Raw genomic sequence first — 21,792 nt, 5'->3', positions numbered from 1 at the left:
AGGGCACGTCATGACGGAGCATCGAATCTATTCCACAAGCTTTGCCAGCGTCTATCCGCACTATGTCGCCAAGGCGCAAAGGAAAGGACGCACCAGAGCCGAGGTCGATGAGATCATCTGCTGGCTGACGGGCTACACCGAGAAGGAACTCGAGGCCGAACTGGAGAAGAAAACCAGCTTCGAGGATTTCTTTGGTCAGGCCTCTCGACTGAATCCTTTGCGGAATTTGATTACAGGGGTGGTCTGCGGCGTCCGCGTGGAAGATATTGAGGATCCACTGATGAAGGAAATTCGCTACCTCGATAAGCTGATCGACGAGCTTGCGAAGGGGAAAGCGATGGAGAAGATACTCCGGAAATGAGGAGAGAGGCTCGAGCGCGCGATATCATCGACCGGGCGCGTGGGCGCAAGCGCTAATCACACCCCTCACATCGCGATCTGCAGCGTCCCGTGGCGCTTCACCTCAGCCTCTATCTCCCGCACCAGTGTCTCCAGCGCGGGATTGCGGACGTTGCGGGCGCGGCGAATGACGTAGGCGAGGTCCGGAGGCTTGGGGAACGACTTGTCGACGATCTCCATGCCGGGCCGCAGATGCCGCTGGCTGAGCAGCGCGACGCCGAGGCCGGAGGTCACGCCGGCGATGATGCCGGCCGCGCTCGAACATTCGAACACGATCTCGAACACCGTTCCCTCGTCCTGACCGAGATCGAGGCCCCAACGGCGATAGAAGCAGTTCTCGTCGAAGGACAGGAACGGCACCGGGTCGCCTTTCCCAAGGGTCAGCTCGGGCGACTTCACCCAATGCAGGGTCTCGCGGAACAGCAGGACATCGGTGGGGCGGACGTCGTGCTGGAACACCTGGATGATGGCCGCGTCGAGCGCGCCCTCGCCCAACAGCTTCTGCAAGGCCAGGCTCATGCGCACCTGCGTGCGCACGCTCACCTCGGGGTACAGCCGGCGAAACCGGCCAAGGATGCGCGAAAGGTCCGTGCAGGTCGTATCCTCGGTCATCCCCAAAGCGATCTTGCCTTGCAGCGTGCTCTTCGACAGGCTCAGGATCGCCTCGTCATGGATGCCCAGGATGCGCTTGGCATAGCCCAGCAGATCCTGCCCTGAACTGGTGAACATCGGCGCATTCGCCTTGCGACTGAGGATTTCGCAGCCGAGACTCGCTTCCAGCCGCCTGATCTTGTGGCTGACGGCCGATTGCGACAGGCCGAGCATCTCGGCCGCCCGGGTAACGCCGCCATGTTTCTCGATCGCCACCATCGCCCGCAAGGCATCGACATCCAGGCGGCGGCTCATCACTCTAGCCATGACAATCCTCGTTTGAAACGAAAGCAGCGCTTCAAGGTTTCGGCAGAGAACGGGCTTTGAGGTCAATCATAATGCCACATCTCGCGCCTATTTCATGGATATATCGAAATTTGTCATGTGCAAAGGCGCTTGCGCGCCGCCATAAATCCCGCATCCGAGATCGGCCGTGATCCGCTGGCGAACTCGCTTCGACGAAGAGACCGCATGACGCTCCCGAAACCTCCGTACCGTCGCCTGGCCTGGCCGCTTCTGGCGGCAGCCCTGGTCGTAAGCTGGAGCTCGGGCTTTGTCGGCATCCGTTACGCCAGCGAGAGCGCCGACGTCATGCTCGTGCTGTTCTGGCGAACCTTGATGTCAGGGCTGGTCCTTCTGCCCTTCGCGCTCATGGTCGGGCCGCGCATCGGCGTCCGGGCGCTGCTCCAGCAGATGGCGTTCGGCGTGGCGATGATGTTCCTCTATCTCGGCGGCTTCGCGCTTGCCATCGGCCAGCGCGTGCCGACCGGCCTGGTCGCGCTGATCTCGGACCTCGTCCCCCTCGCCATCGCGGCACTGTCGCAGCCCGTTCTCGGCCACCGGCTGCCATCGAGGCAGTGGACCGGAACGGCTCTCGGCGTGCTCGGCGTGCTGGTCGTTTCGCTGAACAGCCTCAGTCTCGGCACCGCGCCGGCCTGGGCGTACGTGGTCACGATCGCTTCCATGATGGTCTTCGCGCTGGCGACCGTGCTGCAGAAGCGGATGGGGACGATCAACATGCCCATCCACCAGAGCCTGTGCATCCAATGCCTGACAGCGGCGCTGTTTTTTGCCGCTTGCGCCGAATGGAAAGGCGGGCTGATGCCGCCCCTTGATGGCCGGTTCGAGTTCGGCATCGCCTGGCTGGTGCTGTTTTCGACCTTCTTCTGCTACGGCGTCTATTATGCGAGCCTGCGCCTCCACAGCGCCGCGCAGGTCAGCAGCGTGATCTATCTCAGCCCGCCGGTGACGATGCTTTGGGCCTGGCTGCTCTTCGGCGAGCCGCCTTCGGCGGCGATGGTCCTCGGCCTCGCGGTTACGCTGTTCGGCGTCTGGCTGACATCGTCGCGTGGCACCACATCGAAGGGCGAGGCAGGTTTGCGCCCAGCCGGGCAGCCGGCCGATTGATCGCGATCCACGCAAACGCCAGCCAATTATCCAACTCAAGGGAGTGAACCATGAAGCTGACTGATTTCAAGGCCTTGACCTTCGATTGCTACGGCACGCTAATCGATTGGGAATCCGGCATGATCGACGCCCTGAAGCCGCTGACCGGGCGGGTTGGCCGCGGCCTCGGCCGCGACGAGATCCTGCAGGCGCATGCCAGGCACGAATCCAGCCAGCAGGACTGGACGCCGCAAAAGCGCTACTGCGACCTTCTGGCTGTCGTCTACAAGCGGCTCGCCGAGGAATGGGGCGTCGTGACCACGCCGGAGGAATGCATTGCCTATGGCCAAAGCGTGAAGGACTGGCCGGCCTTTGCCGATACCGCCGCCGCCCTGCAATACCTCAAGCAGCACTACAAGCTCGTCATCCTCTCCAACGTCGACAATACGAGCTTCTCCTTCAGCAACAGGAAGCTCGGCGTCGATTTCGATGCGATCTACACGGCGGAGGACATCGGCTCCTACAAGCCGTCGCCCCGGAATTTCGACTATATGCTGGAAAAACTGGCGACGCTCGGGATCGGCGACAAGCAAGTCCTGCACACGGCCGAAAGCCTGTTTCATGACCATGCCGTGACCAACCGCCTGGGCCTTAAATCGTGCTGGATCCACCGCCGGCATGCCGATCAGGGTTTCGGCGCCACGATTGATCCCGGCGAGATGCCGAAGGTGGACTTCCGCTTCGACAGCATGGCCGACCTCGCCAAGGCGCATCAGGAAGAATTGGGCGGCTGATAGAAGGCCATCCCTTGAGCTGAAACCAGAACTCGCCTGAGCGTCATCAACTCTTTTTACGGGCGGCGCCGCGCTCTTCGGCGGAAGTGCCGGAACCCCACAAGGCGCGGCCGAGCAGGCCCCTGCGCTTGCGCGGGGCGAGGTCGATATCGCTGACCAGCTTGGCGCCACCCTTGCGCCGCTCGAGCGTGATCTTGCGGCTGTGGAAGGCCTCCAGCTCGGCGCGGTGCGCCACGCTCAAGATGGTCACATTAGGCAATTCGTGGATGATGGTCTCCATCATCCTGTCCTGGCTCTTCTCGTCGAGTGCCGCCGTCGCCTCGTCCAGCACGATGATATCGGGCGCGTGCAGGAGCAGCCGCGCGAAGGCCAGGCGCTGCTTCTCGCCGCCCGACAGGGTCTGGTCCCACGGCGCGTCTTCCTCGATCCGGTCGCCAAGATGACCGAGCCCAACCTTGTCGAGGGCAGCCCTGATCTGCGGGATCGTCCAATCCTCGGCGGCGCCCGGATAGGCAGCGGCCCGGCGCAGCGTGCCCGAGGGGATGTAGGGGCGCTGCGGCAGCATGAACATGCGCTTGCCCGGGTGGAAATCGACGCTGCCGCCGCCCCACGGCCACAAGCCCGCTATCGCCCGCACCAGCGTGCTCTTGCCCGAACCGGATTCGCCGGCCACCAGCAGCCGCTCACCCGGCTGGATCACGACCTCGGTTTCCTTGACCACGGCGGTGCCGTCATCGAGCGACACGGACAGATTGTTGAGGCTGAGCATCGTGTCGTCCTTGGTCTCGCCGCGATTGATGCGTCCGAGCGCGTCGCTCTCTTCCGCGCGCTCGAGCCCATCCAGCGACATCATCAGCGAGGCGATGCGCCGTGCCGAGGCGTTCCAGTCGGCCAGGCGCGGGTAATTGTCGACCAGCCATCCGAACGCGCCCTGCACGATGGCAAAGGCGGATGCCGCCTGCATGACCTGCCCAAGCGACATCGAGCCGTCGAGGAATTTTGGCGCGCATAAAAGCACCGGCACCACCGGCGCGAACAGGCTCGATCCCTGCGAGACCAGCGCCGTGCGCATGTGCTGGCCAGCAAGCATCGCCCACTTCCCCAGCACGCCGGCGAAGGTCCTGTCGATGCCGCTGCGCTCCTCCTCCTCGCCGCCGAGCAGGGCGATGCTCTCGCCGTTTTCGCGCACGCGCATCAGCGTGTAGCGAAATTCCGCTTCCGCCTGGTTCTTCTGCTCGGAGAGTTCGACGAAATGCCGGCCGATGACCACCATCGAGGTGGAGGTGATGCCGGCATAGATGACCGCGGTGATGACGAGAAAGCCCGGAATGGTGACGGTCGAGGAGCCGATCGGCAGCGTCAGCGCGCCGCCGATGGTCCACAAGACGACGATGAAGGTCGAGGCCGCCAGGAACGCGTTGAGCACGCCGGAGACGAAATCAACAGGCGATTCGGTGGCGATCCGCAAATCGTCGGCGATGCGGGCTTCCGGGTTCTGGTGATCGCCGCTGACGAGATTGAGCTGGTAGTAGCGGCCGTTGGTGAGCCAGCGGCCGATGATGGATGTAGTGAGCCAGGAGCGCCAGCGGCGCTGGATCGTCATGCGCAGATAGACCTGCGCAACGACAAGGCTGACGCTTCCAAGCACCAGCGGCACGAACACGGCGCTCAGGAAATAGACGGTCGGCGCATTGCGCTGCTCGATGGCGTCGAAGATCGAGCGGTTCCAGACATTGATCCCGTACTGGAAGCCGACATTGACGCAGATCAGGATCAGGAGCGCGATCGTGCATGGCCAGGCGAGCTTGTCGCCCCGCCGGCTCCAATAGCCGCGCGCGCTGATCCAGAAGCGCTTCAGCAGGTATTTCTTGCGCGCCTGTTCGGCCTGTTCGGGGCTCAGCTGCGGATCAGGTTCCACCGCCGCTGGCGGCGGCGCCGCCTCGCCGACGACCTCGGATGCGGCCTCGACATCGGGTACCTTCTCCCGGCGGGGCTTCCTGGCACCGTTTGGCTTGGCGCCGCCGGCCGGCCTCTGTTTGGGTTTGATGTCTGCCACAACGGCCATAACGGCCTGGGTATCGGAAGGTTTCATCATGAGGGCTTGCGACCTTGCCAGGGCTGTCCTGGTGCCCCGATATCCGCCACGTCTCGCCATGAGTTCACCGCCGCACAATCGCCACCAAGCCACGCGAAGAGCTTGTAAAACGGAGGTTTTCACGATGCGTCTGGTCTGGACTTTGGTGTTCGCGCTGGCGAGCGGTGCGGCGTATGCGGCTTCGCCGGAGGACGACTACATCGCCGCGCGCGACAAGGCGATCGCGGCCATCGCCGCGATGGAAAGCGCGAACGCTCCCGTGGAAACGCTCGACGCCGCCAATGAGAAGGCCCGCGCCGATCTCGAACAGCGCCTTTCGACGCTTCTTGGACCTTTCACGGTCAAGGGTTTTCCGGCGGCCGGCAGGATCAATATCGAAAGCCTCAGTTCCTCCGATGTCGGCTTCGGCATGCTGGACGGGCTGCGTCACGGCACCGAGGACGGCCCCAGCATCGTCGCGTCGACACGCGGGCTGGTCGAGCGCTGGCTGCAATCGCGTGCGGCGGAGACGGACGCCGATCTCAAACTGCCCACCAGCTTCGACGCGGCGCTGAAGCTCGATGCGTTCTACACCCAGGCCATCGGCAGCGACGCCGCTTTCACAGGCACGCTCGACTTCACCCTGAAGACGCCCGACGGCGCCGACATGGCGATCGCCCGCCTTGGCGGCTGGGCACAGGATGTCGGACCTAACTACGACCAGGAAATCGTCGTCACGCTGGTCAAGGGCAACAGTGTCATGATCGCCGAGGCGCCCGCGACACCGCCCATCCCAAGGATCGCGGCCTGCGACGCGGTGTGGACCGCGGCTGACGCCGCCGCCCAGAAACTGGTCAAGCAGGCCACCGACGACAGCGACGAAAATACATCCGATGCCGCCGACGCCGCCTGGGCAAAAGGCGACAGCGACTTCCGCGCCTGCATGGGCAAGAACCTGCGCGACAACCCGGCCTTCCCCACGCTGCTTGCCCAGGCGCAGGCGCTTGCCGACCAGATGGCGGGGAAGTAGGGCGCGCAGGACCGGCGCGGCGCCGACGCTGCCAATCTCCCCCTTCGCGGGGGAGATTGGCTGTTTCGTCGTCAGCACCGTTTCCACCCCCTTGCGGCCCCAGCATCCCATCACGATATTGTCGGCGCGTTGGCCTTGCTGACGGCAGTTGCCAGCACAGTTGAAAATTGGTGAAAGGAAGTCCTGATCGCGCATGGCGCGGCGGGCGGAGGAAAGCGTGGGAAACCCGGAATGACGACAGACACGAAAGCGACGGAAACCAAGGCATTCGAGGCGGATGTTTCGCGGCTGCTGCACATGATGGTGCATTCGGTCTATTCCGATAAGGACGTCTTCCTGCGCGAACTGATTTCCAACGCCGCCGACGCCTGCGAGAAGCTGCGCTTCGAGGCCGTCAGTCGCCCCGAATTGCTGGCCGACGATCCGAAGCCCCGCATCTCGATTTCAGCCGATCCCGACGGCAAGCTGATCACCGTCGAGGACAACGGCATCGGCATGAGCCGCGACGACATGACGGAGGCGCTGGGCACGATCGCGCGCTCGGGCACGCGCGCTTTCATCGAGCGCGTCGGCGCCGGCAATTCGAGCGAGGACACGCAGCTCATCGGCCAGTTCGGCGTCGGCTTCTACTCCGCCTTCATGGTCGCGACCCGCGTCGACGTCATCAGCCGCCTGGCGGGAAGCGAAGAAGCCTGGCGCTGGTCGTCCGACGGCAAGGGTTCCTACGAGATCGCGCCCGCCCCGCTCGAAGCCGCCCCCAAGCGCGGCACCCGCGTCGTGCTGCATCTGATGGACGACGCCGTGTCCTACACCGGATCCTATCGGCTCGAGCAACTGGCCAAGTCGCAGTCGGGCCATGTGCCGGTGCCGATCACGCTCATCGAGAGGCCCGGTGCCGAGGCGCGCGACATTGCCGATGGCACGGCCCTTTGGGTCAGGCCGAAGAGCGAGATCAAGCCCGAGGAATACACCGATTTCTACCGCGGCGTCTCCGGCCAGTATGACGAGCCGGCCGCCACCGTCCATTTCCGCGCCGAGGGCCGGCAGGAATATAGCGTGCTGGCCTTCGTGCCCGGCTCGCGTCCCTTCGATCTGTTCGACCAGGACCGGAAGGGCCGCATGAAGCTCTATGTGCGCCGCGTCTTCATCACCGACGATGCCGATCTGTTGCCGCGCTACCTGCGCTTCATGCGCGGGCTGGTCGATTCCGCCGACCTGCCGCTCAACGTCTCGCGCGAGATGATCCAGGAAAGCCCGCTGCTTGCCGCGATCCGCAAGGGCCTGACCAACCGCGTGCTTGGCGATCTCGCCAAGCTGGCGGAGAACGAGACCGAGGCCTATGCGAAGATCTGGGAAAACTTCGGCGTCGTCCTCAAGGAAGGACTCTACGAGGACCATGAGCGGCGCGAGCAGCTCTTGAAGCTCGCCCGCTTCCGCTCAACCGCCTCCGGCGAAGGCTGGCGCGGCCTTGCCGACTACGTCTCGGCGATGAAGGAAGGCCAGAAGGCGATCTTCTTCATGGCCGGCGACGACCGTGCACGGCTCGAAGCCTCGCCGCAGCTCGAAGGTTTCAAGGCACGCGGCATCGAGGTGCTGCTGCTCACCGACCCGGTCGACAGTTTCTGGACGTCGATGGCGCCCGAATTCGACTGCAAGCCGTTCAAGTCGGTGACGCAGGGCGTGGCCGAACTGTCCGAGATCCCGCTGCTCGACGAGGCGAACAAGCCGGATGCGGCGGCGACGCCCGAGGTCGATGGCTTCCTGGCCTTCGTCAAGGCGGCGCTTGGCGATGCAGTGTCGGACGTGAAGGCCACCGACCGCCTGACCGAAAGCGCGGTCTGCCTGGTGGCGCCCGAACACGGTCCCGACCGGCAGTTCGAGCGGCTGCTCAACGCCGCCGGCCGCCTCGACAAGACGGCCAAACCGATCCTCGAGATCAACCCCCGCCACGAGCGCGTCCTGGCACTCGCCAGCCTCGGCGAAGACGAGCAAGCCTTCAAGGAGGATGCCGCCCACCTTCTCTACGACGAGGCGCGCATCCTCGACGGCGACAAGCCGGCCGACGCAAGGGCGTTTTCGGAGCGCCTCGCCCGGCTGATCGCGCGCGGTATTTCGAAGGGCTGAGGAGACGCCGGCCAGCCGTTCCCGACGTGTGGTCGAACGGGGTTGCGTGGCGACCCCGTCTCCCGACAAATTTCGGCATCTCTCGCACCCGGCGACACTGAAGTCCGCTGGCTCAATCGCCGACTGTGGACATCGCGCCTGCAATCCCTCAATCTTGGCCCGGGAACAAAACAGGCGCTTCAAAGAGAGCGCACCGGGTGCTCATGAAACGACGATGGACATTGTATGATCCACGGCTGGCCTGGATGCTGGTCGCGCCGGTGCTCTTGCTGCTGATCTTTTTCCTAGTGCTGCCGATCGCCGTGATGGCCGGCTATACCTTCTTCACCTTTGTCACCGCCGGCGTGGAAACGAGCGCGCTGACGACCGCGAACTGGCACGAATTCCTCACCGACAGCTACTATCACGGCTTCCTCCTGAAGACGCTGAGGGTCGGAGCCATGACGGCGCTGCTGTGCGGCGTGCTCGGCTACTTCCCCGCCTATTTCATCTGGGCCACGACCTTCAAGCACAAATGGCTGCTGCTGCTTTTGCTGATCGTGCCGTTCTGGATCAGCTTCACCATCCGCACCTTTTCCTGGATCAACATCCTGGGGGAACAGGGCGTCATCAACGTCGCGCTGCTCAAAATGGGCATCATCCATGAGCCGCTGCAGATGCTCTACAACGAAGGCGCGGTCATCCTGGGCATGCTGCACTTCCTGCTGCCCTACATGATCCTCAACGTCTATGTCAGCCTGGAGAGCATTGATCGCACGTTGATTTCGGCGGCCCGCTCGATGGGCTGCACGAGTGCGCAGGCGTTCCGGGAGGTCACGCTGCCGCTGTCGCTGCCCGGCCTGGCGGCGGGCCTGCTGCTTTGCTTCGTGCTGGCCGCCGGCAGCTATGTGACGCCGCAGCTTCTCGGCTCGGGCCGCGACGCTCTGTTCGGCAACCTGATCTACGACACCATCATGGGCGAATTGAACTGGCCGATGGGAGCCACGCTTTCGATCGTGCTGTTCATCGTGCTCGGCTTCTTCGCCGCCGTCTACACGCGCTACATGGGCATGTCGCAGATCGTCAAAGGGCTTGGCGGATGACGGGGCTTGCAGGATGAGGGGAACACGGCGCAGGCAGGAAGGGAGATGGGCTTGGCGGCTGACCGGCTTTGTCACGGTCTGCGTCTACATCTTCATGTTCGCGCCGATCGTGGCGACGGTGGTCCTGTCTTTCAACGCCTCGATGTTCGGCGGCTTCCCGATGACCGGCTTCAGCCTGCAATGGTACGGCAAGCTGATGGCCAACGAGGCGGTGCTGGCTGCCTTTCGAACATCCTTGTGGATCGCATTGGTCACCGCCATCGTCACCACCGCCATCGGCGTCACCACGGCGTTTGCCTTGGTCCGCTTCGAATTTCGCGGCAAGCAGGCGCTGAGCACGCTGGTGATCCTGCCGGCATTGGTGCCGGAAACCATCCTCGGCGTCGGCCTGCTGGTGCTGATCAAGGCCGTCGACCAGCCGAGGACCATGCTGCTCCTGGTGCTTGGCCATATCCTGCTCGCCGTGCCCTATGTGGTGCTGATCGCCCAGGCGCGCATGATCGGCATCCGCCGCGTCTACGAGGAGGCGGCACTGTCGCTTGGCGCCTCTCGCTTCTCGTCCTTCCGCGAGATCACGCTGCCGCTGCTCATCCCGGCCGTTGTCGGCGGCGCCCTGCTCGCCTTCACCATTTCGTTCGACAACACCTCGGCCAGCCTGTTCTGGCGGCCGGCCGGCGTCGAGACCATGCCGACCCAGATCCTTTCCATGCTCAAGATTTCGATCAGCCCGGAGATCAACGCGCTCGGCACCGTGATGATCCTGGTGACCGTCGGCATCCCGCTGATCGGTGGCCTGATCCTGCAAAGCCTGACAAAACTGAGAAGACGTGGCGAACCAAAGGAGGAAATACAATGAAACTCACCACCACCAAGCGGCTGGAACGGCTGCACGATCGATACGCCAATGGCGACCTGAGCCGCCGCACGTTCCTGACGCTGACCGCAGCCGCGGCAGCATCGGCGGGCCTTTCGATGCCCTGGATGGGCCGGGCGCTCGCCGCGGTCCAGGAGGTTCGCTTCGACGGTTGGGGCGGCACGGTGCAGGATGCGATCGACAAGTTCGCCTTCCAGCCCTACACGACCAAGACCAAGATCAAGGTGGTCCAGGGCACGTTCGGCGACGAGGACGAGATCATCACCAAGATCAAGACCGCCAAGCCCGGCGACTACCAGGTCATCCATTCCTCCGGCGTCAACTACTACATCAAATACGTGAACGCCGGCCTGACCTCGGAAATCAACGAGGCCAACATTCCCAACATGGCGAACGTGCTGCAGCCGATGATCGAGCCGTTCCGCAAGCTGACGCCAAAGCTATCGGCCGTGCCCTACGACTACGGCACCACCGGCATCGCCTACAACACCAAGGTGATCTCGCCGGAGGAAGCCAAGGAAAAGGGCGCCGGGCTCCTGCTCGACAAGAAATATGCCGGCAAGGTCGGCGGCTATTCCGACATGACGACGCGCGTCTGGTATGCGGCGCTCGCCACCGGGCAGGACCCCAACAACCTCAAGGACATGGACGCCATCTGGGCCAAGGTGCGCGAAACGCGCGACCTCGCCAAGAAGTTCTGGAGTTCCGGCGCGGAGCTGATGGACCTGCTTTCCAAGGGTGAGATCGTGGTGACCGATGCCTGGTCGGGCCGCGTCGCCGCGCTGCAGGACCAGGGCCATCCGATCGGCTATCTCGATCCGGCCGGCTCCTACGCCTGGATGGAGGACATGCTGATTCTGAAGGGTTCGCCCATGGCCGAATGCGAGGAACTCATCAACTTCATGCTCGACCCGGCGACCTCGATCGCGGTGGCCGAAGGCCAGAGCTATCCGCCGTCGCTCGATCCTAACAAGGTCAAGCTGACCGAGAAGATCGAGAAGCTGCCGGCATTCGACAAGACGGGCACGATGAAGTCGCTGACCTTTGCCGATCCGACCTACTGGGCGACCAACGAGGACGCCTGGACCAAGCAGTGGAACAGGATCTCGAAGGGTGCCTGACAGCCAGGAAACGACACTCCATCCCCGGCCTGTTCAGGCCGGGGCAGCCGGCGCGAGCGCGGCCGCCGAGGCGAACAGCCCGGCGGTCGAGTTCCGCGACATCGACATCGCCTACGGCAAGTTCGTCGCGGTGCGCGATTTCTCGCTCTCGATCCGCAAGGGCAGCTTCGTCACCTTGCTCGGGCCTTCGGGTTGCGGCAAGACCACGATCCTGCGCTCCATCGCCGGCCTGGTCGATATTTCGGGCGGCCAGATCATGATCGACGGGCGGCGCGTCGACGACGTCCCGATCTACAAGCGCAACATCGGGCTGGTCTTCCAGAGCTACGCGCTCTTCCCGCACAAGAACGTATTCGACAACGTCGCCTTCGGCCTGAAGTACCGCAACGTGCCGAAGCCCGAGATCGTGCGCAAGGTCGGCAAGGCGCTCGAAATGGTGCGGCTGCCGGGCAGCGAGAAGAAGCTGCCGTCGCAACTGTCAGGCGGGCAGCAGCAGCGCATCGCGCTCGCCCGCGCCATCGTCTTCGAGCCGCAGGTGCTGCTGCTGGATGAGCCGTTGTCGGCGCTGGACGCCAACATGCGCGAGGAGATGCGCGTCGAGATCAAGAAGATCCAGAAGGAAACCGGCATCACCGCCATTTTCGTCACGCACGACCAGGAAGAAGCCCTTTCCATGTCGGATCGCATCGTGGTGATGAACGCGGGCGCGGTGGAGCAGATCGGCACTCCGGAGGAGGTCTACGAGGCGCCGGCGACAGCCTTCGTCGCCGACTTCCTCGGCAAGGCCAACATGCTTGCCGGGACCGTGAGCCGGTCCGGCCAAGGAACGGTAACGGTGGTGCTTGGCACCAGCCAGACGGTCAGCGTGGCTTGTCCAAGGCCGCTTGCCGACGGCAGCAAGGTCACCGTCGTGGTGCGGCCGCAGAAATTTTCGGTCGGTGCTGGAACGAGCGCCAATCGGCTGTCCGGCCGCGTGATCTCGGCCTCCTATCTGGGCGGCAGCGCGATCTACGAGATCGACATCGGCGGCAAGACCAGCCTCCGCGCCAATACACCGATCACTGGCCGCGTGCTTCGCGAAGGCGAGACGATCGAGTTGGGTTTTGCCCCGGACGGCTGCGTGCTGCTGGACGGGGCCGGGAAGCGGATTTCCTGAAGGTCGCGGGCGCTTGGTGCGGTTCAGCCACCATTTGACGCGCCCGTGCCGTCTCGCGCAACAGCCCAGATCCCAGCCGCCTGAAGGCGTGGGGTCTGCAGATCCCCATCGGGGCTCTAAACGCTTGTTTCCGCAATTCCGGCAGCGCCGGTCTGGTTTCAACTCGCACCGGTCAGTGATCGACTTTGCGGATGTTGCGCTCGGCCGTGGGTGCAAGGCTCCCGGCTCCGGGCACTGAAGCCGGCGCGCCTTGAAGAACCCAATCCGCCGCGATCTGCCCGATCACCGGCGCCAGCTGGATGCCATAGCCGCCGGCGCCGGCGGCGGTGACCAATGCCGGTTCCGAGGCATCGATCGGTCCGACGAGCGGCCGATGATCGGCCGTGACAGGATAAACGCCGGCCCAGCCACGGCCAAGCCGCGCGCCCGGCAGATCGGGCAGCCGTTCCAGCAGCAGTTCGGCCAGATGGACCTTCGATTGCTCCTCGCACTGGTCGTTGTAATTGTCCGGATCCTCGGGAGCGATGGACGTCACCTTGTGGATCTCGGCAATCAGCGCGCCAGGCTTGTCGTGGCGGAAATTAAGGCCGCTGCCCTCGCCGTCCACAAGGTCCATGACCATCGGCATCGTATAGTCGAGCGGCCTGTCCAGATGGATGACGACCGCCTCATGGCGCTCGGGCCAAATGTGCAGGCGCTGGCCGAAGAGCTCGGCGACCCGCGGCGCCCAGGCGCCGCCTGCGTTGACCACGGCATCGCATTCGACCGGATCGCCATTGGTCTCCAGCCTGTAGCCGCCTGGCCGCCTTCCCACCCCGAGCACCTTGCGGTACTGGCGGAGGTCGCCGGCCTTTTCGCGGACGATCCGCGCCAGGAAATTGCACATGTCATAGGGATCGAGAAAGCCGTTGTCGGGTCCGAACAAACCGCCTTCGAGCCCGTCGGGGCTGAGGTGGGGAACAAGGTCCCTGAGTTCGTTCGCGCGGATCAGGCGCGACTTCAGGCCGGCCCCGCCCTGAATCTCGACTGATTTCGCGAACAGCTCCATCTGCGCGGGCGTGCGCGCGAGCCGAAGATAGCCGATGTGGTTGAATTGAAGCCCCTGCCCCTCCCACTGGCGAAACCGGCGGAACGATTGAACGCGAAGCATGATCTCGAACGGATCGGTAAATTGCGACCCGACAACGCCGACCGACCTGCCGCTCGAACCCGAAGCGATCGACTGCGCTTCCAGCACCGTCACGCGCGCGCCCTGTTCGAGGAGGTTGAGCGCCGTGCATAGGCCCAGCGTGCCCGCACCGATCACCGCGACATGGAGGGAAGCTGTCATATTGTCACCTGCTTTCAGGCATGATCCCAGACGTGGGAACCGGTTTTCTCGGACTAACGCTTTCCGTTTGTCCAGAGCTCATGCTCCGACAAAGAGATAGGGAGGCGAATCGACCAAACGTCATCCTGATCCACGCTGCGCTGCGATCTCGCCCAGGGTGTCGTCGATCGCATGCAGAATGCTGCGCGCGTCCGCCTGTGTCATTGGCGTCGAGAGCGCGAACAGGCCGTAGCTGGCAGACAGGACGCCGCGGCTGAGCAAGCCCTTGTGGAATGTATCGAACCTCCGGTGCTCGGCCTGGCCCGGATAGACGGATCTATAGTCGGTAACCGGATGCGAGGTAAAATGAACCTTGAACAGCGAACCGAGGCCCACGCATTGGCCGGCAAGGCCATGCCTGTCGAACGAGGCGGACACCCCTTCGCGCAGGAATGCGCCCAGTGTATCGAGATGGGCAAAGCTCTCCTTCGTCAGCGCCCGCATCGAGGCGAGCCCGGCCCGCATGGTCACCGGATTGGCGGTGAACGTGCCGCCATGGGGAAGAGCGGGCTTGCCCCTGGTCGGATCGAACACCGCCATGACATCGGCGCGCCCGCCAACGGCGCCCACGGGGAAGCCGCCGCCGATGATCTTTCCGAGCGCGGTCAGGTCGGGCTCGATGCCCCACAACCCCTGCGCGCCCGACCAGCCAAGGCGAAAAGAGATGACTTCGTCGAAGATGACCAGGGTCCCGGCCGCGCGGGCAATCTCGACCATCGCGCGCAGGTAGTCCCTGCGTGCCGGGATGAGGCCGGCACGATTGGGCATCGGGTCGATCAGCACGCCTGCTATGCAGTCGCCCTGAGCGGCGAAGACGGCGCGAAGCGCCTCGACATCGTTGAAGGGCACGGCAATCACATCGTCCAGCACCCCGCGCGGCGTTCCCATTGCGTAAGGCGTCGATCTTGGCATGTCGCCCCAATTGGACGGGGAACTGTCCAGGCTCACCTCGGCGAAATCATACGACCCATGGTAGGCGCCTTCGATCTTGACGATCTTCGGCCGCCCGGTGAAGGCGCGCGCGGCCTTGATGGCCATCATCACCCCCTCCGTGCCGGAGTTGGTGAAGCGGATCCGGTCGACGGAGGGCAGCCGGTCGACGAGAACCTCGGCAAGCTCGATCTCGCTGAGCGTCGGGGCGCCGAAGGCCGTGCCGAAAGGCAGTTGCTCGACCACGGCGGCAGCGACATCGGGATGCGTGTAGCCATGGATCATCGACGTGAAATTGTTGATGCAGTCATAGTAGACGTTGCCGTCGACATCCCAGACCCTGCACCCCTCGCCTCGCGCGGCATAGATCGGAAACGGATCGACAAAGACGGTGGTGCGCGTATTGCCGCCCGGCATCACCTTCTTGGCGCGCTCGAAGAGGCTCTTTGATCCAGGCATGGCGTCGGGATAATGCGGCATGGCTCTCGCTGGCGAATTTGACCGTCAAGGCAGCGGCGGCACCGCCGCTTGTCGCAATGCTATGACCGGCTTCTGCACCGACGCAATCGGCCAGGCGGGGTATGCGACACGACCAAGGCCATCACCGACCATTAGCCTCCCGCCGCCACTGCCCGGTTCGGATGCCTGAGGTGGGTTGGCGTGATGCCGGTCTGCTGGCGGAACACACGGCTGAAATGGCCGGCATTGGTGAAGCCGCAGCGGTAGGCGATGTCGCCGATCTGCAAGTCGCTGCCTTCCAGCAGCGACTTCGCATGATGCACCCTGAGCGCCAGATATGCCGCCATCGGGCCGATTCCCAGTTCCAACCCGAAGAGCCGTTCGAGCTGGCGCCGCGAGCAGTTCAGGCGGCTTGCGATCTCGGCCACCGACAGCGTCTCCTGCAGGTTGCTCTCCATCAACAGCAAGGCCCGCTTCACCGCCCGGCTCGACGCCGCCGGAAACAGGTCGCCGACGGGCTGCACGTCGCGGCTGCTCCTGATCCGGTCGAGCACCAGGATCTTGGCGGCCTTCTCGGCCGCCTTCTGGCCGATGAACTGGGACACGAAATGGCCCGCGAGGTCGGCGGCACCCGTGCCGCCCGCGCATGTCGCGCGGCCCCGGTCGACGGTAAAAAGGCTGTCGGCATGGGCGTTGACCTCCGGGAACCGGCTGCGGAAATCCTTGATGTGGAACCAGCTGACGGCAGCGCTGTAGCCGTCGAGCAACCCGTAGCGCGCCAGCACGAAGCTTCCCGTGCAGAGCGCCGTCAGCGGCACTCCCTTGCCGGCGGCACGCAAAAGAAACGCCTCCTTCTCGGAACTCAGGCTGCGGTTTGTGTCGAGCAGGCCGCCGACCACGACCACGTTATCGAAATCCTCGGGGTTGCCGATCCCCCCGGTCGGCAGCAATTCGACGCCGCAACTTGCCCGGATCGGCAGGCCGCGTTCGCCGACGATCTCCCAGTCGAACTCTATCCTGCGGCTGCGGTCGCCCTCATCGCCCGCCAGCCGCAGCGTGTCGATGAACAACGATAGCGGCGACAGCGTGAAGTCGCGAACGAGGAGAAACGCAAAACGCCTGGCCATTGTTGTTCGGAACCGTCCTCGTGCCCTCTGATTGCACCCTGCTGCGCATCAATCGCTACCCCCTTATATAGCCCGTGTCGGAAAAGGCAGAGTTGGTTTGGCAAGCCCAACTCCTTTCGCCAGCGAATTCCTTTCGCCGGGAAAGTTCTGGTCTTCGGCTTCGTGCACGAGATCCCCGCGACGAACATCGGACGCTGCTCAAGCGCCCGTCGCGTCCGACATGAAGGCGATCGCAACCCTTCTCGCCGCGCGGGCAAGCGCGATCAGCGCCGAGATCAGGCGCGGCCTCGGAGTCGAGGACTTCGCGCAGTCGGATGAGCACGACCATCCGCGCCGGCGGTGAGACACTTCGCGCGCGCTGGCTTATTGGCTGCGGTGGCGGCCCCAGGGCCATCGACGCTGATCCGGACCTCGAGGGAGTTGCCAAGGCCGCGGCGCGGTGGTTGGCGAACCCGAATGAATGCGTGTCCATCGGCGGCGAATCCAAATGCCCCGCCTACGAACACCCGCCGGTCCCATGCCAGGGGGAACCGATCGAGCCTGATTGCGGTTGTCTGTTGCGCGAATGATCGTTGCACGGCAGGCACATGACGAGCGAAGACGGGACATGAAACCTGCAGCCAAGCGGCGCGGTTCCCTGCGGAAGATCCTGGGTGGCATCGCAACTGCCGTTGCGACCACCCCTTATCACCCTTCCGAGCAAGGCGCCAGCACCGCGTCAATGGTTGCCGAATGGCCACTGCCGCCGTCGGCGACGCTGGGCTCCTCCTTGCGCCTGAAGGGGATCGAACGCGAAATACGAGCCAGGCTGCCCTGGACAGTGAGGAAATTCGCCAAGGCCGAGACCGGCCGCATCGTCTTGCGCATGCCGCAAGCCGACGCGGATGCGTTCCGGGCCGCCTCGGCGACCATCTCCAGGACGCTGGAGGGGATCGAAGCGCTGGCCGTGCTTCCGCGAGAAGCGGAGGACATTCTCACCATCTCGTCGCGCGAGCGGCACAAGTGGCTCAGGGACGGTCGCCTGAAAAGCATCGGCACGCGCACCGTGAAGATGCGCGGGCGATCCAAGGCCGTGACCTTCCATGTCTTCGATCCACGCCACATCGAGGACCTTCTTGATCGTGACCTGGCGACCGCCTGGCGGGAGGAGGACGCGCGGGAAACATCCGAAAACAGGAGGCGCGGAGCCGGCAAGGCCGCGCTGACGCGAGCAGGCAAGCGGACGGGCAACGCCCGCAAGACCAGGAATTCGGGAAAAGACGATGCGCCAAAGCTCGAAGGCTGGGACACGTTCGAGGCGGAAGGATTGCTGCGGTAGAGCAACCCCAGGAAAACGATTTTCCGGCGAGGATCGCGCTCGCGCCCCATTCCCGTCTACGGATATTGCGCCTTGCCGGGGCCGGCAGCGCCGATATCGCCCTGCAATTCCTTGGGCAGGGGAAGGCTCGAACATTGCAGATGGACGTCGCGGGCGAGCAGCTTTCGCTGCTTCTGCTCGTGCTCCTTGGTAGCCGCTATGATCCCCAATCCATACGGGCCAAGTGCAACGAATTCCCAACCCGGATGCGTTTTTTCGCGGACCGCGTAGTCCGAAGCCGCCGCTCGAGCTTGCTGGCATTGCGGCGTCGCCCATTTCTGGTCCTGCTGCGAAAGCGAGGCTCCGTAGTCGACTGGAGAGGTCGCGCATCCGGCCATCGTCGCGGCCAATGCGGACATTGCGAGCCCCACCGCAGTTTTCATCCAGAATCCCTTCGCCAACCACGGTGGAGAGTACATGGACGCCTTCATCTCACAAGGGGAGCGTTGCGACCAGAGAGCCCGGCCTCGTTCCTGGGGCCCCGCCCGTCGCCAGATTTGGACCGCGGCTTGGAACCAATGATGGGCGAGACTGTTCATTTGTAACTTGATACGACGCTGACATTCTTGCCGGCGGGCAAGGCGGCCATCTTCAGGAGTTCCCATCATGACTATTTCGTCCGGATTTCGTTCAATCGCCGTTGCCGCGATCGCCGCTGCGGGCGTCAGCCTGGCCAGCGCCGCGCATGCCGACAGCGGTAAAATCCGCTTCTCCGTCTACAAGGCGGCCTTCTTTGTCGGAGGCTCCGGTGGCGAGGGCACGCTGACTTTCCATGGCCGCAAATACCCGATCTCGATCGGCGGCGTCTCGGGCGGCCTCGCCTTCGGCGTCTCCAAGACTTATTTCCAGGGCACCGTGCGCCACATCAAGCGCGTCCGGGACGTGACTGGCGTGTACGGCGCCGCCGGCGGCGGCGGCACGCTCGGCAAAGGCGCCCAGGTGATCGTGATGACCAACGACAAGGGCGCCCAGCTTGAACTCACGGGCCGACAGGTTGGCCTGCAGGTCAACGCCGATCTGAGCGGGCTCGCCATCTCGCTGAGATAAGCCTCGTGGCGTGAAGCGCTTCGGCATGACCCTGCGACGCGCTCCGGCGCACATTTTGAAACTGGAAATCAGCTCCTCAACCCCGGCGCTTCCTGTCCAGTGCGCTCGACATATTCCGTATAGCCGCCACCATAGGTGTGGATGCCTTCCGGCGTCAGTTCGAGCACACGGTTCGACAGCGCGGCCAGGAAATGCCGGTCGTGCGAGACGAACAGCATCGTGCCTTCATACTGCGACAACGCCTCGATCAGCATCTGCTTGGTGGTGATGTCCAGATGGTTGGTCGGTTCGTCCAGCACCAGGAGGTTGGGCGGGTCGAACAGCATCAGCGCCATCACCAGCCTTGCCTTCTCGCCGCCCGACAGCACCCGGCATTTCTTCTCGATCTCGTCGCCGGAAAAGCCGAAACAGCCGGCAAGTGCCCGAAGCGGCGCCTGGCCGGCCTGTGGAAAATTATCCTCCAGCGTCTGGAACACGGTGCGCTCGCCTTCGAGCAACTCCATGGCGTGCTGGGCGAAATAGCCCATTTTCACACTCGGTCCCCGCGCCACCGTACCGGTATCGGGATCGGAAGCACCGGCCACCAGCTTCAGCAGCGTCGATTTTCCCGCGCCATTGACGCCCATGATGCACCAACGCTCGCGGCGGCGGACCTGGAAGTCGAGCCCTTCATAGATGGTGCGGCTGCCATAGGCCTTGTGCACGTTCTTCAAGGTGACGACGTCCTCGCCACAGCGCGGCGCTGGCTGGAACTCGAAATTCACCACCTGGCGGCGCTTTGGCGGCTCGACCCGGTCGATTTTGTCTAGCTTCTTCACCCGGCTCTGCACCTGCGCGGCATGCGAGGCACGCGCCTTGAAGCGCTCGATGAAGGCGATCTCCTTGGCCAGCATCGCCTGCTGACGTTCGAACTGAGCCTGCTGCTGCTTGTCGGCGATCGCCCGCTGCTGCTGGTAGAATTCGTAATTGCCGGAATAGGTGGTGAGCGATCCCGCATCGATCTCGACGATCTTGTTGACGATGCGGTTCATGAACTCGCGGTCGTGCGAGGTCATCAGCAGCGCGCCGTCATAGCCTTTGAGGAACTGCTCAAGCCAGATCAGGCTTTCCAGGTCGAGATGGTTCGACGGTTCGTCGAGCAGCATGGCGTCGGGCCGCATCAGCAGGATGCGGGCCAGCGCCACGCGCATCTTCCAGCCGCCCGAGAGCTTGCCGACATCGCCGTCCATCATCTCCTGGCTGAAGCCCAGACCGTCCAGCACCTCGCGGGCACGCCCGTCCAGCGCATAACCGTCGAGTTCCTCGAAGCGATGCTGCGCCTCGCCATACTTTTCGATGATCTCATCCATCCGGCCGGCCTGGTCGGGGTCGGCCATCGCAGCCTCGAGTTCCGCCATTTCGGCCGCTACGTCGCTCACCGGCCCAGCGCCGTTCATCACTTCCGCGACCGCGCTGTGGCCCGCCATGTCGCCGACATCCTGGCTGAAATAGCCAATGGTGACGCCACGATCGACCTGCACCTGGCCCTCGTCAGGCTGCTCCTGGCCCGTGATCATGCGAAACAAGGTCGTCTTGCCGGCGCCGTTCGGCCCGACGAGGCCGATCTTCTCGCCCTTCTGCAGCGTGGCCGACGCCTCGATGAAGACAAGCTGACGGCCGTTCTGCTTGCCGATGTTTTCAAGTCTGATCATGGTGGTCCGGGGAGGCTCAAAGGAGATTGGAGGATTTGCCCGCGCCCTTACGCGAATGAAGATGCCAGGGGAAGAGGCAGAAGCGCCGCAGATGCCTGGCGGAGCACGAGGCGCCGATTTCCTCAGCCAGGGGAAATCGGCGGTTTGCATGGCTTCTCCTGCCTGCCGGCGTCCATGAAAAATCGGCGGGCGGTCGAAATCCGCCCTTGTCGAACGACTTTGGCGCGGTGGCCTGCACGGCCAGACCAGAAACGCCAACAGGACAGGACCATGGCAATGGCCAAGATGCTCGTGATCTACAAAACCCCGGCCGATCCGGCCGCCTTCGACCGCCACTATTTCGACGTTCACATACCGCTTGCCAAGAAGCTTCCCGGGCTGAGGCGCTATGATGTCAGCAGGCGGCCCATCGTCAAGCTCTCGGCGGGCGAGATGCCTTATCTGGTCGGAACATTGTATTTCGACAGCCTCGAAGACATCCGCGCCGCCTTCGCCTCCGAAGTCGGCGTCGCCTGCGCCGCCGACCGGCGGATACTGGCTCCGGGCAACGACGATCTGACGATGCTGTTGTTCGACGCCGACGAGGTGTGATCCCGACCGCCAGAAACACTCCAGAAACAAGATTCAACATCCGGGAAAAACTGAGGAAAACATCGTCGGGCATAACATGCTCGTGGCAACCGGACAGCGGTCGCCACCAATGCAAAGGGATGCTGCCTGCGATGCAACGACATTCGACCGGATGGATGAGTGCCCTCGCAGGCATTTCGCTGGCCATGCTCGCGGTCGCACAGTCGGGTGCGGAGGCGGCGGTCACCCGAAGCGAATATTGCAGCCGGCTCGGTCTTCAACTCGACGGCGCCATCCAGACCAAGCCCAGGCCCGGTGCCAGTGCGAGCCAGATCGCGCAGGCAACGGCACTGCAGGACAAGGCGAACCGGTTCTGTGCCGAAAGCAAGCAGGCGCAAGGCATCCGGACCTACGCCAACGCCCTGAAGCTCCTCGGTGTGACACCGGTCGACCTCAACCAGTGACGAGCAGTCATCACCCTTGAAGACCCGTCGCGAAAAGGGCGGCCTTTTCCTGCGGGCAATGCCGCGAGCGGTCCGCCCTCGCGCAGC

21 protein-coding genes are annotated in these 21,792 nt (G+C 63.9%); 14 read left to right on the top strand and 7 right to left on the bottom strand.

All coding sequences use genetic code 11. The annotated features are described in order from the left end of the window. The first annotated feature begins 10 nt into the window (after nt 1–10). Entirely contained in the window at nt 11–361 is a 351-nt protein-coding gene (locus FJ950_RS19250) for a DUF2200 domain-containing protein (RefSeq protein WP_140617961.1), read from the top strand. Between the two features lie 65 nt (nt 362–426). Here the strand turns inward: FJ950_RS19250 and FJ950_RS19245 are convergent, their stop codons facing one another. Continuing rightward, nucleotides 427–1,317, bottom strand: a complete 891-nt coding sequence (locus tag FJ950_RS19245; RefSeq protein WP_140617960.1) for a LysR family transcriptional regulator — start codon at nt 1,315–1,317, stop codon at nt 427–429. A gap of 204 nt (nt 1,318–1,521) precedes the next feature. Here FJ950_RS19245 and FJ950_RS19240 point away from each other — a divergent pair, with 204 nt between their 5' ends. Together FJ950_RS19240 and FJ950_RS19235 are read left to right on the top strand one after the other, a co-directional pair. Next, a complete protein-coding gene (locus FJ950_RS19240; protein WP_140617959.1) occupies nt 1,522–2,457 on the top strand; it encodes a DMT family transporter in 936 nt (311 codons plus the stop codon). Between the two features lie 50 nt (nt 2,458–2,507). Beyond that, nucleotides 2,508–3,230 (top strand): haloacid dehalogenase type II, encoded by a 723-nt coding sequence (locus tag FJ950_RS19235; RefSeq protein ID WP_140617958.1) that lies wholly within the window; start codon nt 2,508–2,510, stop codon nt 3,228–3,230. Nucleotides 3,231–3,276: 46 nt separating this feature from the next. Here FJ950_RS19235 and FJ950_RS19230 read toward each other — a convergent pair whose 3' ends face one another. Next, a complete protein-coding gene (locus FJ950_RS19230; RefSeq protein ID WP_140618076.1) occupies nt 3,277–5,286 on the bottom strand; it encodes an ABC transporter ATP-binding protein/permease in 2,010 nt (669 codons plus the stop codon). A 163-nt stretch (nt 5,287–5,449) separates the two neighbouring features. Here FJ950_RS19230 and FJ950_RS19225 point away from each other — a divergent pair, with 163 nt between their 5' ends. The 6 genes from FJ950_RS19225 (at nt 5,450) to FJ950_RS19200 (ending at nt 12,691) form a co-directional block, all read left to right on the top strand. Further along, complete coding sequence (locus tag FJ950_RS19225) at nt 5,450–6,334, top strand: hypothetical protein (protein WP_140617957.1); 885 nt, start codon at nt 5,450–5,452, stop codon at nt 6,332–6,334. A 231-nt stretch (nt 6,335–6,565) separates the two neighbouring features. Next, nucleotides 6,566–8,458 carry a molecular chaperone HtpG gene (gene htpG / locus FJ950_RS19220; protein WP_140617956.1) on the top strand — a complete coding sequence of 631 codons (1,893 nt, stop codon included), beginning with the start codon at nt 6,566–6,568 and terminating at the stop codon, nt 8,456–8,458. Nucleotides 8,459–8,661: 203 nt separating this feature from the next. Next, nucleotides 8,662–9,540: an ABC transporter permease gene (locus tag FJ950_RS19215; protein WP_140617955.1), complete on the top strand. Its 879-nt coding sequence runs from the start codon at nt 8,662–8,664 to the stop codon at nt 9,538–9,540. A gap of 13 nt (nt 9,541–9,553) precedes the next feature. Beyond that, on the top strand, nt 9,554–10,396 hold the full coding sequence (locus FJ950_RS19210) for an ABC transporter permease (RefSeq protein WP_140617954.1): 843 nt from the start codon (nt 9,554–9,556) through the stop codon (nt 10,394–10,396). Further along, complete coding sequence (locus FJ950_RS19205; RefSeq protein ID WP_140617953.1) at nt 10,393–11,535, top strand: ABC transporter substrate-binding protein; 1,143 nt, start codon at nt 10,393–10,395, stop codon at nt 11,533–11,535. The genes FJ950_RS19210 and FJ950_RS19205 overlap by 4 nt, the downstream gene beginning before the upstream one ends. Further along, a complete protein-coding gene (locus FJ950_RS19200) occupies nt 11,528–12,691 on the top strand; it encodes an ABC transporter ATP-binding protein (protein ID WP_140617952.1) in 1,164 nt (387 codons plus the stop codon). Before FJ950_RS19205 ends, FJ950_RS19200 begins: the two co-directional genes overlap by 8 nt. A 172-nt stretch (nt 12,692–12,863) precedes the next feature. On the opposite strand, the gene FJ950_RS19195 is transcribed toward FJ950_RS19200, so the two are convergent. The 3 genes from FJ950_RS19195 to FJ950_RS19185 all read right to left on the bottom strand — a co-directional run bounded on the left by FJ950_RS19195 (nt 12,864) and on the right by FJ950_RS19185 (nt 16,576). Then, a complete protein-coding gene (locus FJ950_RS19195) occupies nt 12,864–14,021 on the bottom strand; it encodes an FAD-dependent oxidoreductase (RefSeq protein ID WP_140617951.1) in 1,158 nt (385 codons plus the stop codon). A 120-nt stretch (nt 14,022–14,141) separates the two neighbouring features. Then, complete coding sequence (locus FJ950_RS19190; RefSeq protein ID WP_140617950.1) at nt 14,142–15,470, bottom strand: aspartate aminotransferase family protein; 1,329 nt, start codon at nt 15,468–15,470, stop codon at nt 14,142–14,144. A gap of 131 nt (nt 15,471–15,601) precedes the next feature. Then, on the bottom strand, nt 15,602–16,576 hold the full coding sequence (locus FJ950_RS19185) for a GlxA family transcriptional regulator (protein WP_015316877.1): 975 nt from the start codon (nt 16,574–16,576) through the stop codon (nt 15,602–15,604). Between the two features lie 220 nt (nt 16,577–16,796). On the opposite strand from FJ950_RS19185, the gene FJ950_RS30105 reads away from it, so the two are divergent. Both FJ950_RS30105 and FJ950_RS19180 read left to right on the top strand, forming a co-directional pair. Further along, nucleotides 16,797–16,919 (top strand): hypothetical protein, encoded by a 123-nt coding sequence (locus tag FJ950_RS30105; protein WP_263486586.1) that lies wholly within the window; start codon nt 16,797–16,799, stop codon nt 16,917–16,919. A 264-nt stretch (nt 16,920–17,183) separates the two neighbouring features. Then, nucleotides 17,184–17,894, top strand: coding sequence for a hypothetical protein (locus FJ950_RS19180; protein ID WP_140617949.1), 711 nt, complete (start codon nt 17,184–17,186; stop codon nt 17,892–17,894). A 56-nt stretch (nt 17,895–17,950) separates the two neighbouring features. Here FJ950_RS19180 and FJ950_RS19175 read toward each other — a convergent pair whose 3' ends face one another. Next, nucleotides 17,951–18,316, bottom strand: a complete 366-nt coding sequence (locus FJ950_RS19175) for a hypothetical protein (protein ID WP_140617948.1) — start codon at nt 18,314–18,316, stop codon at nt 17,951–17,953. Between the two features lie 223 nt (nt 18,317–18,539). Here FJ950_RS19175 and FJ950_RS19170 point away from each other — a divergent pair, with 223 nt between their 5' ends. Continuing rightward, the gene (locus tag FJ950_RS19170) at nt 18,540–18,980 is read left to right on the top strand and encodes a hypothetical protein (protein ID WP_023775082.1); all 441 of its coding nucleotides are present in this window, start codon (nt 18,540–18,542) and stop codon (nt 18,978–18,980) included. 68 nt (nt 18,981–19,048) lie between these two features. Here the strand turns inward: FJ950_RS19170 and FJ950_RS19165 are convergent, their stop codons facing one another. Next, nucleotides 19,049–20,671, bottom strand: coding sequence for an ABC-F family ATP-binding cassette domain-containing protein (locus tag FJ950_RS19165; protein WP_140617947.1), 1,623 nt, complete (start codon nt 20,669–20,671; stop codon nt 19,049–19,051). 276 nt (nt 20,672–20,947) lie between these two features. Between FJ950_RS19165 and FJ950_RS19160 the strand changes: the two genes are divergently transcribed. Together FJ950_RS19160 and FJ950_RS19155 are read left to right on the top strand one after the other, a co-directional pair. Further along, nucleotides 20,948–21,262, top strand: coding sequence for an EthD family reductase (locus FJ950_RS19160; RefSeq protein WP_140617946.1), 315 nt, complete (start codon nt 20,948–20,950; stop codon nt 21,260–21,262). 155 nt (nt 21,263–21,417) lie between these two features. Continuing rightward, nucleotides 21,418–21,705 (top strand): hypothetical protein, encoded by a 288-nt coding sequence (locus tag FJ950_RS19155; RefSeq protein WP_140617945.1) that lies wholly within the window; start codon nt 21,418–21,420, stop codon nt 21,703–21,705. The last annotated feature ends 87 nt before the right edge of the window (nt 21,706–21,792 follow it).

Origin of the sequence: Mesorhizobium sp. B2-3-14 (assembly GCF_006442175.1) — a bacterium.
GTDB lineage: Bacteria > Pseudomonadota > Alphaproteobacteria > Rhizobiales > Rhizobiaceae > Mesorhizobium > Mesorhizobium australicum.
This window is presented reverse-complemented; position numbering and strand designations above follow the sequence as displayed.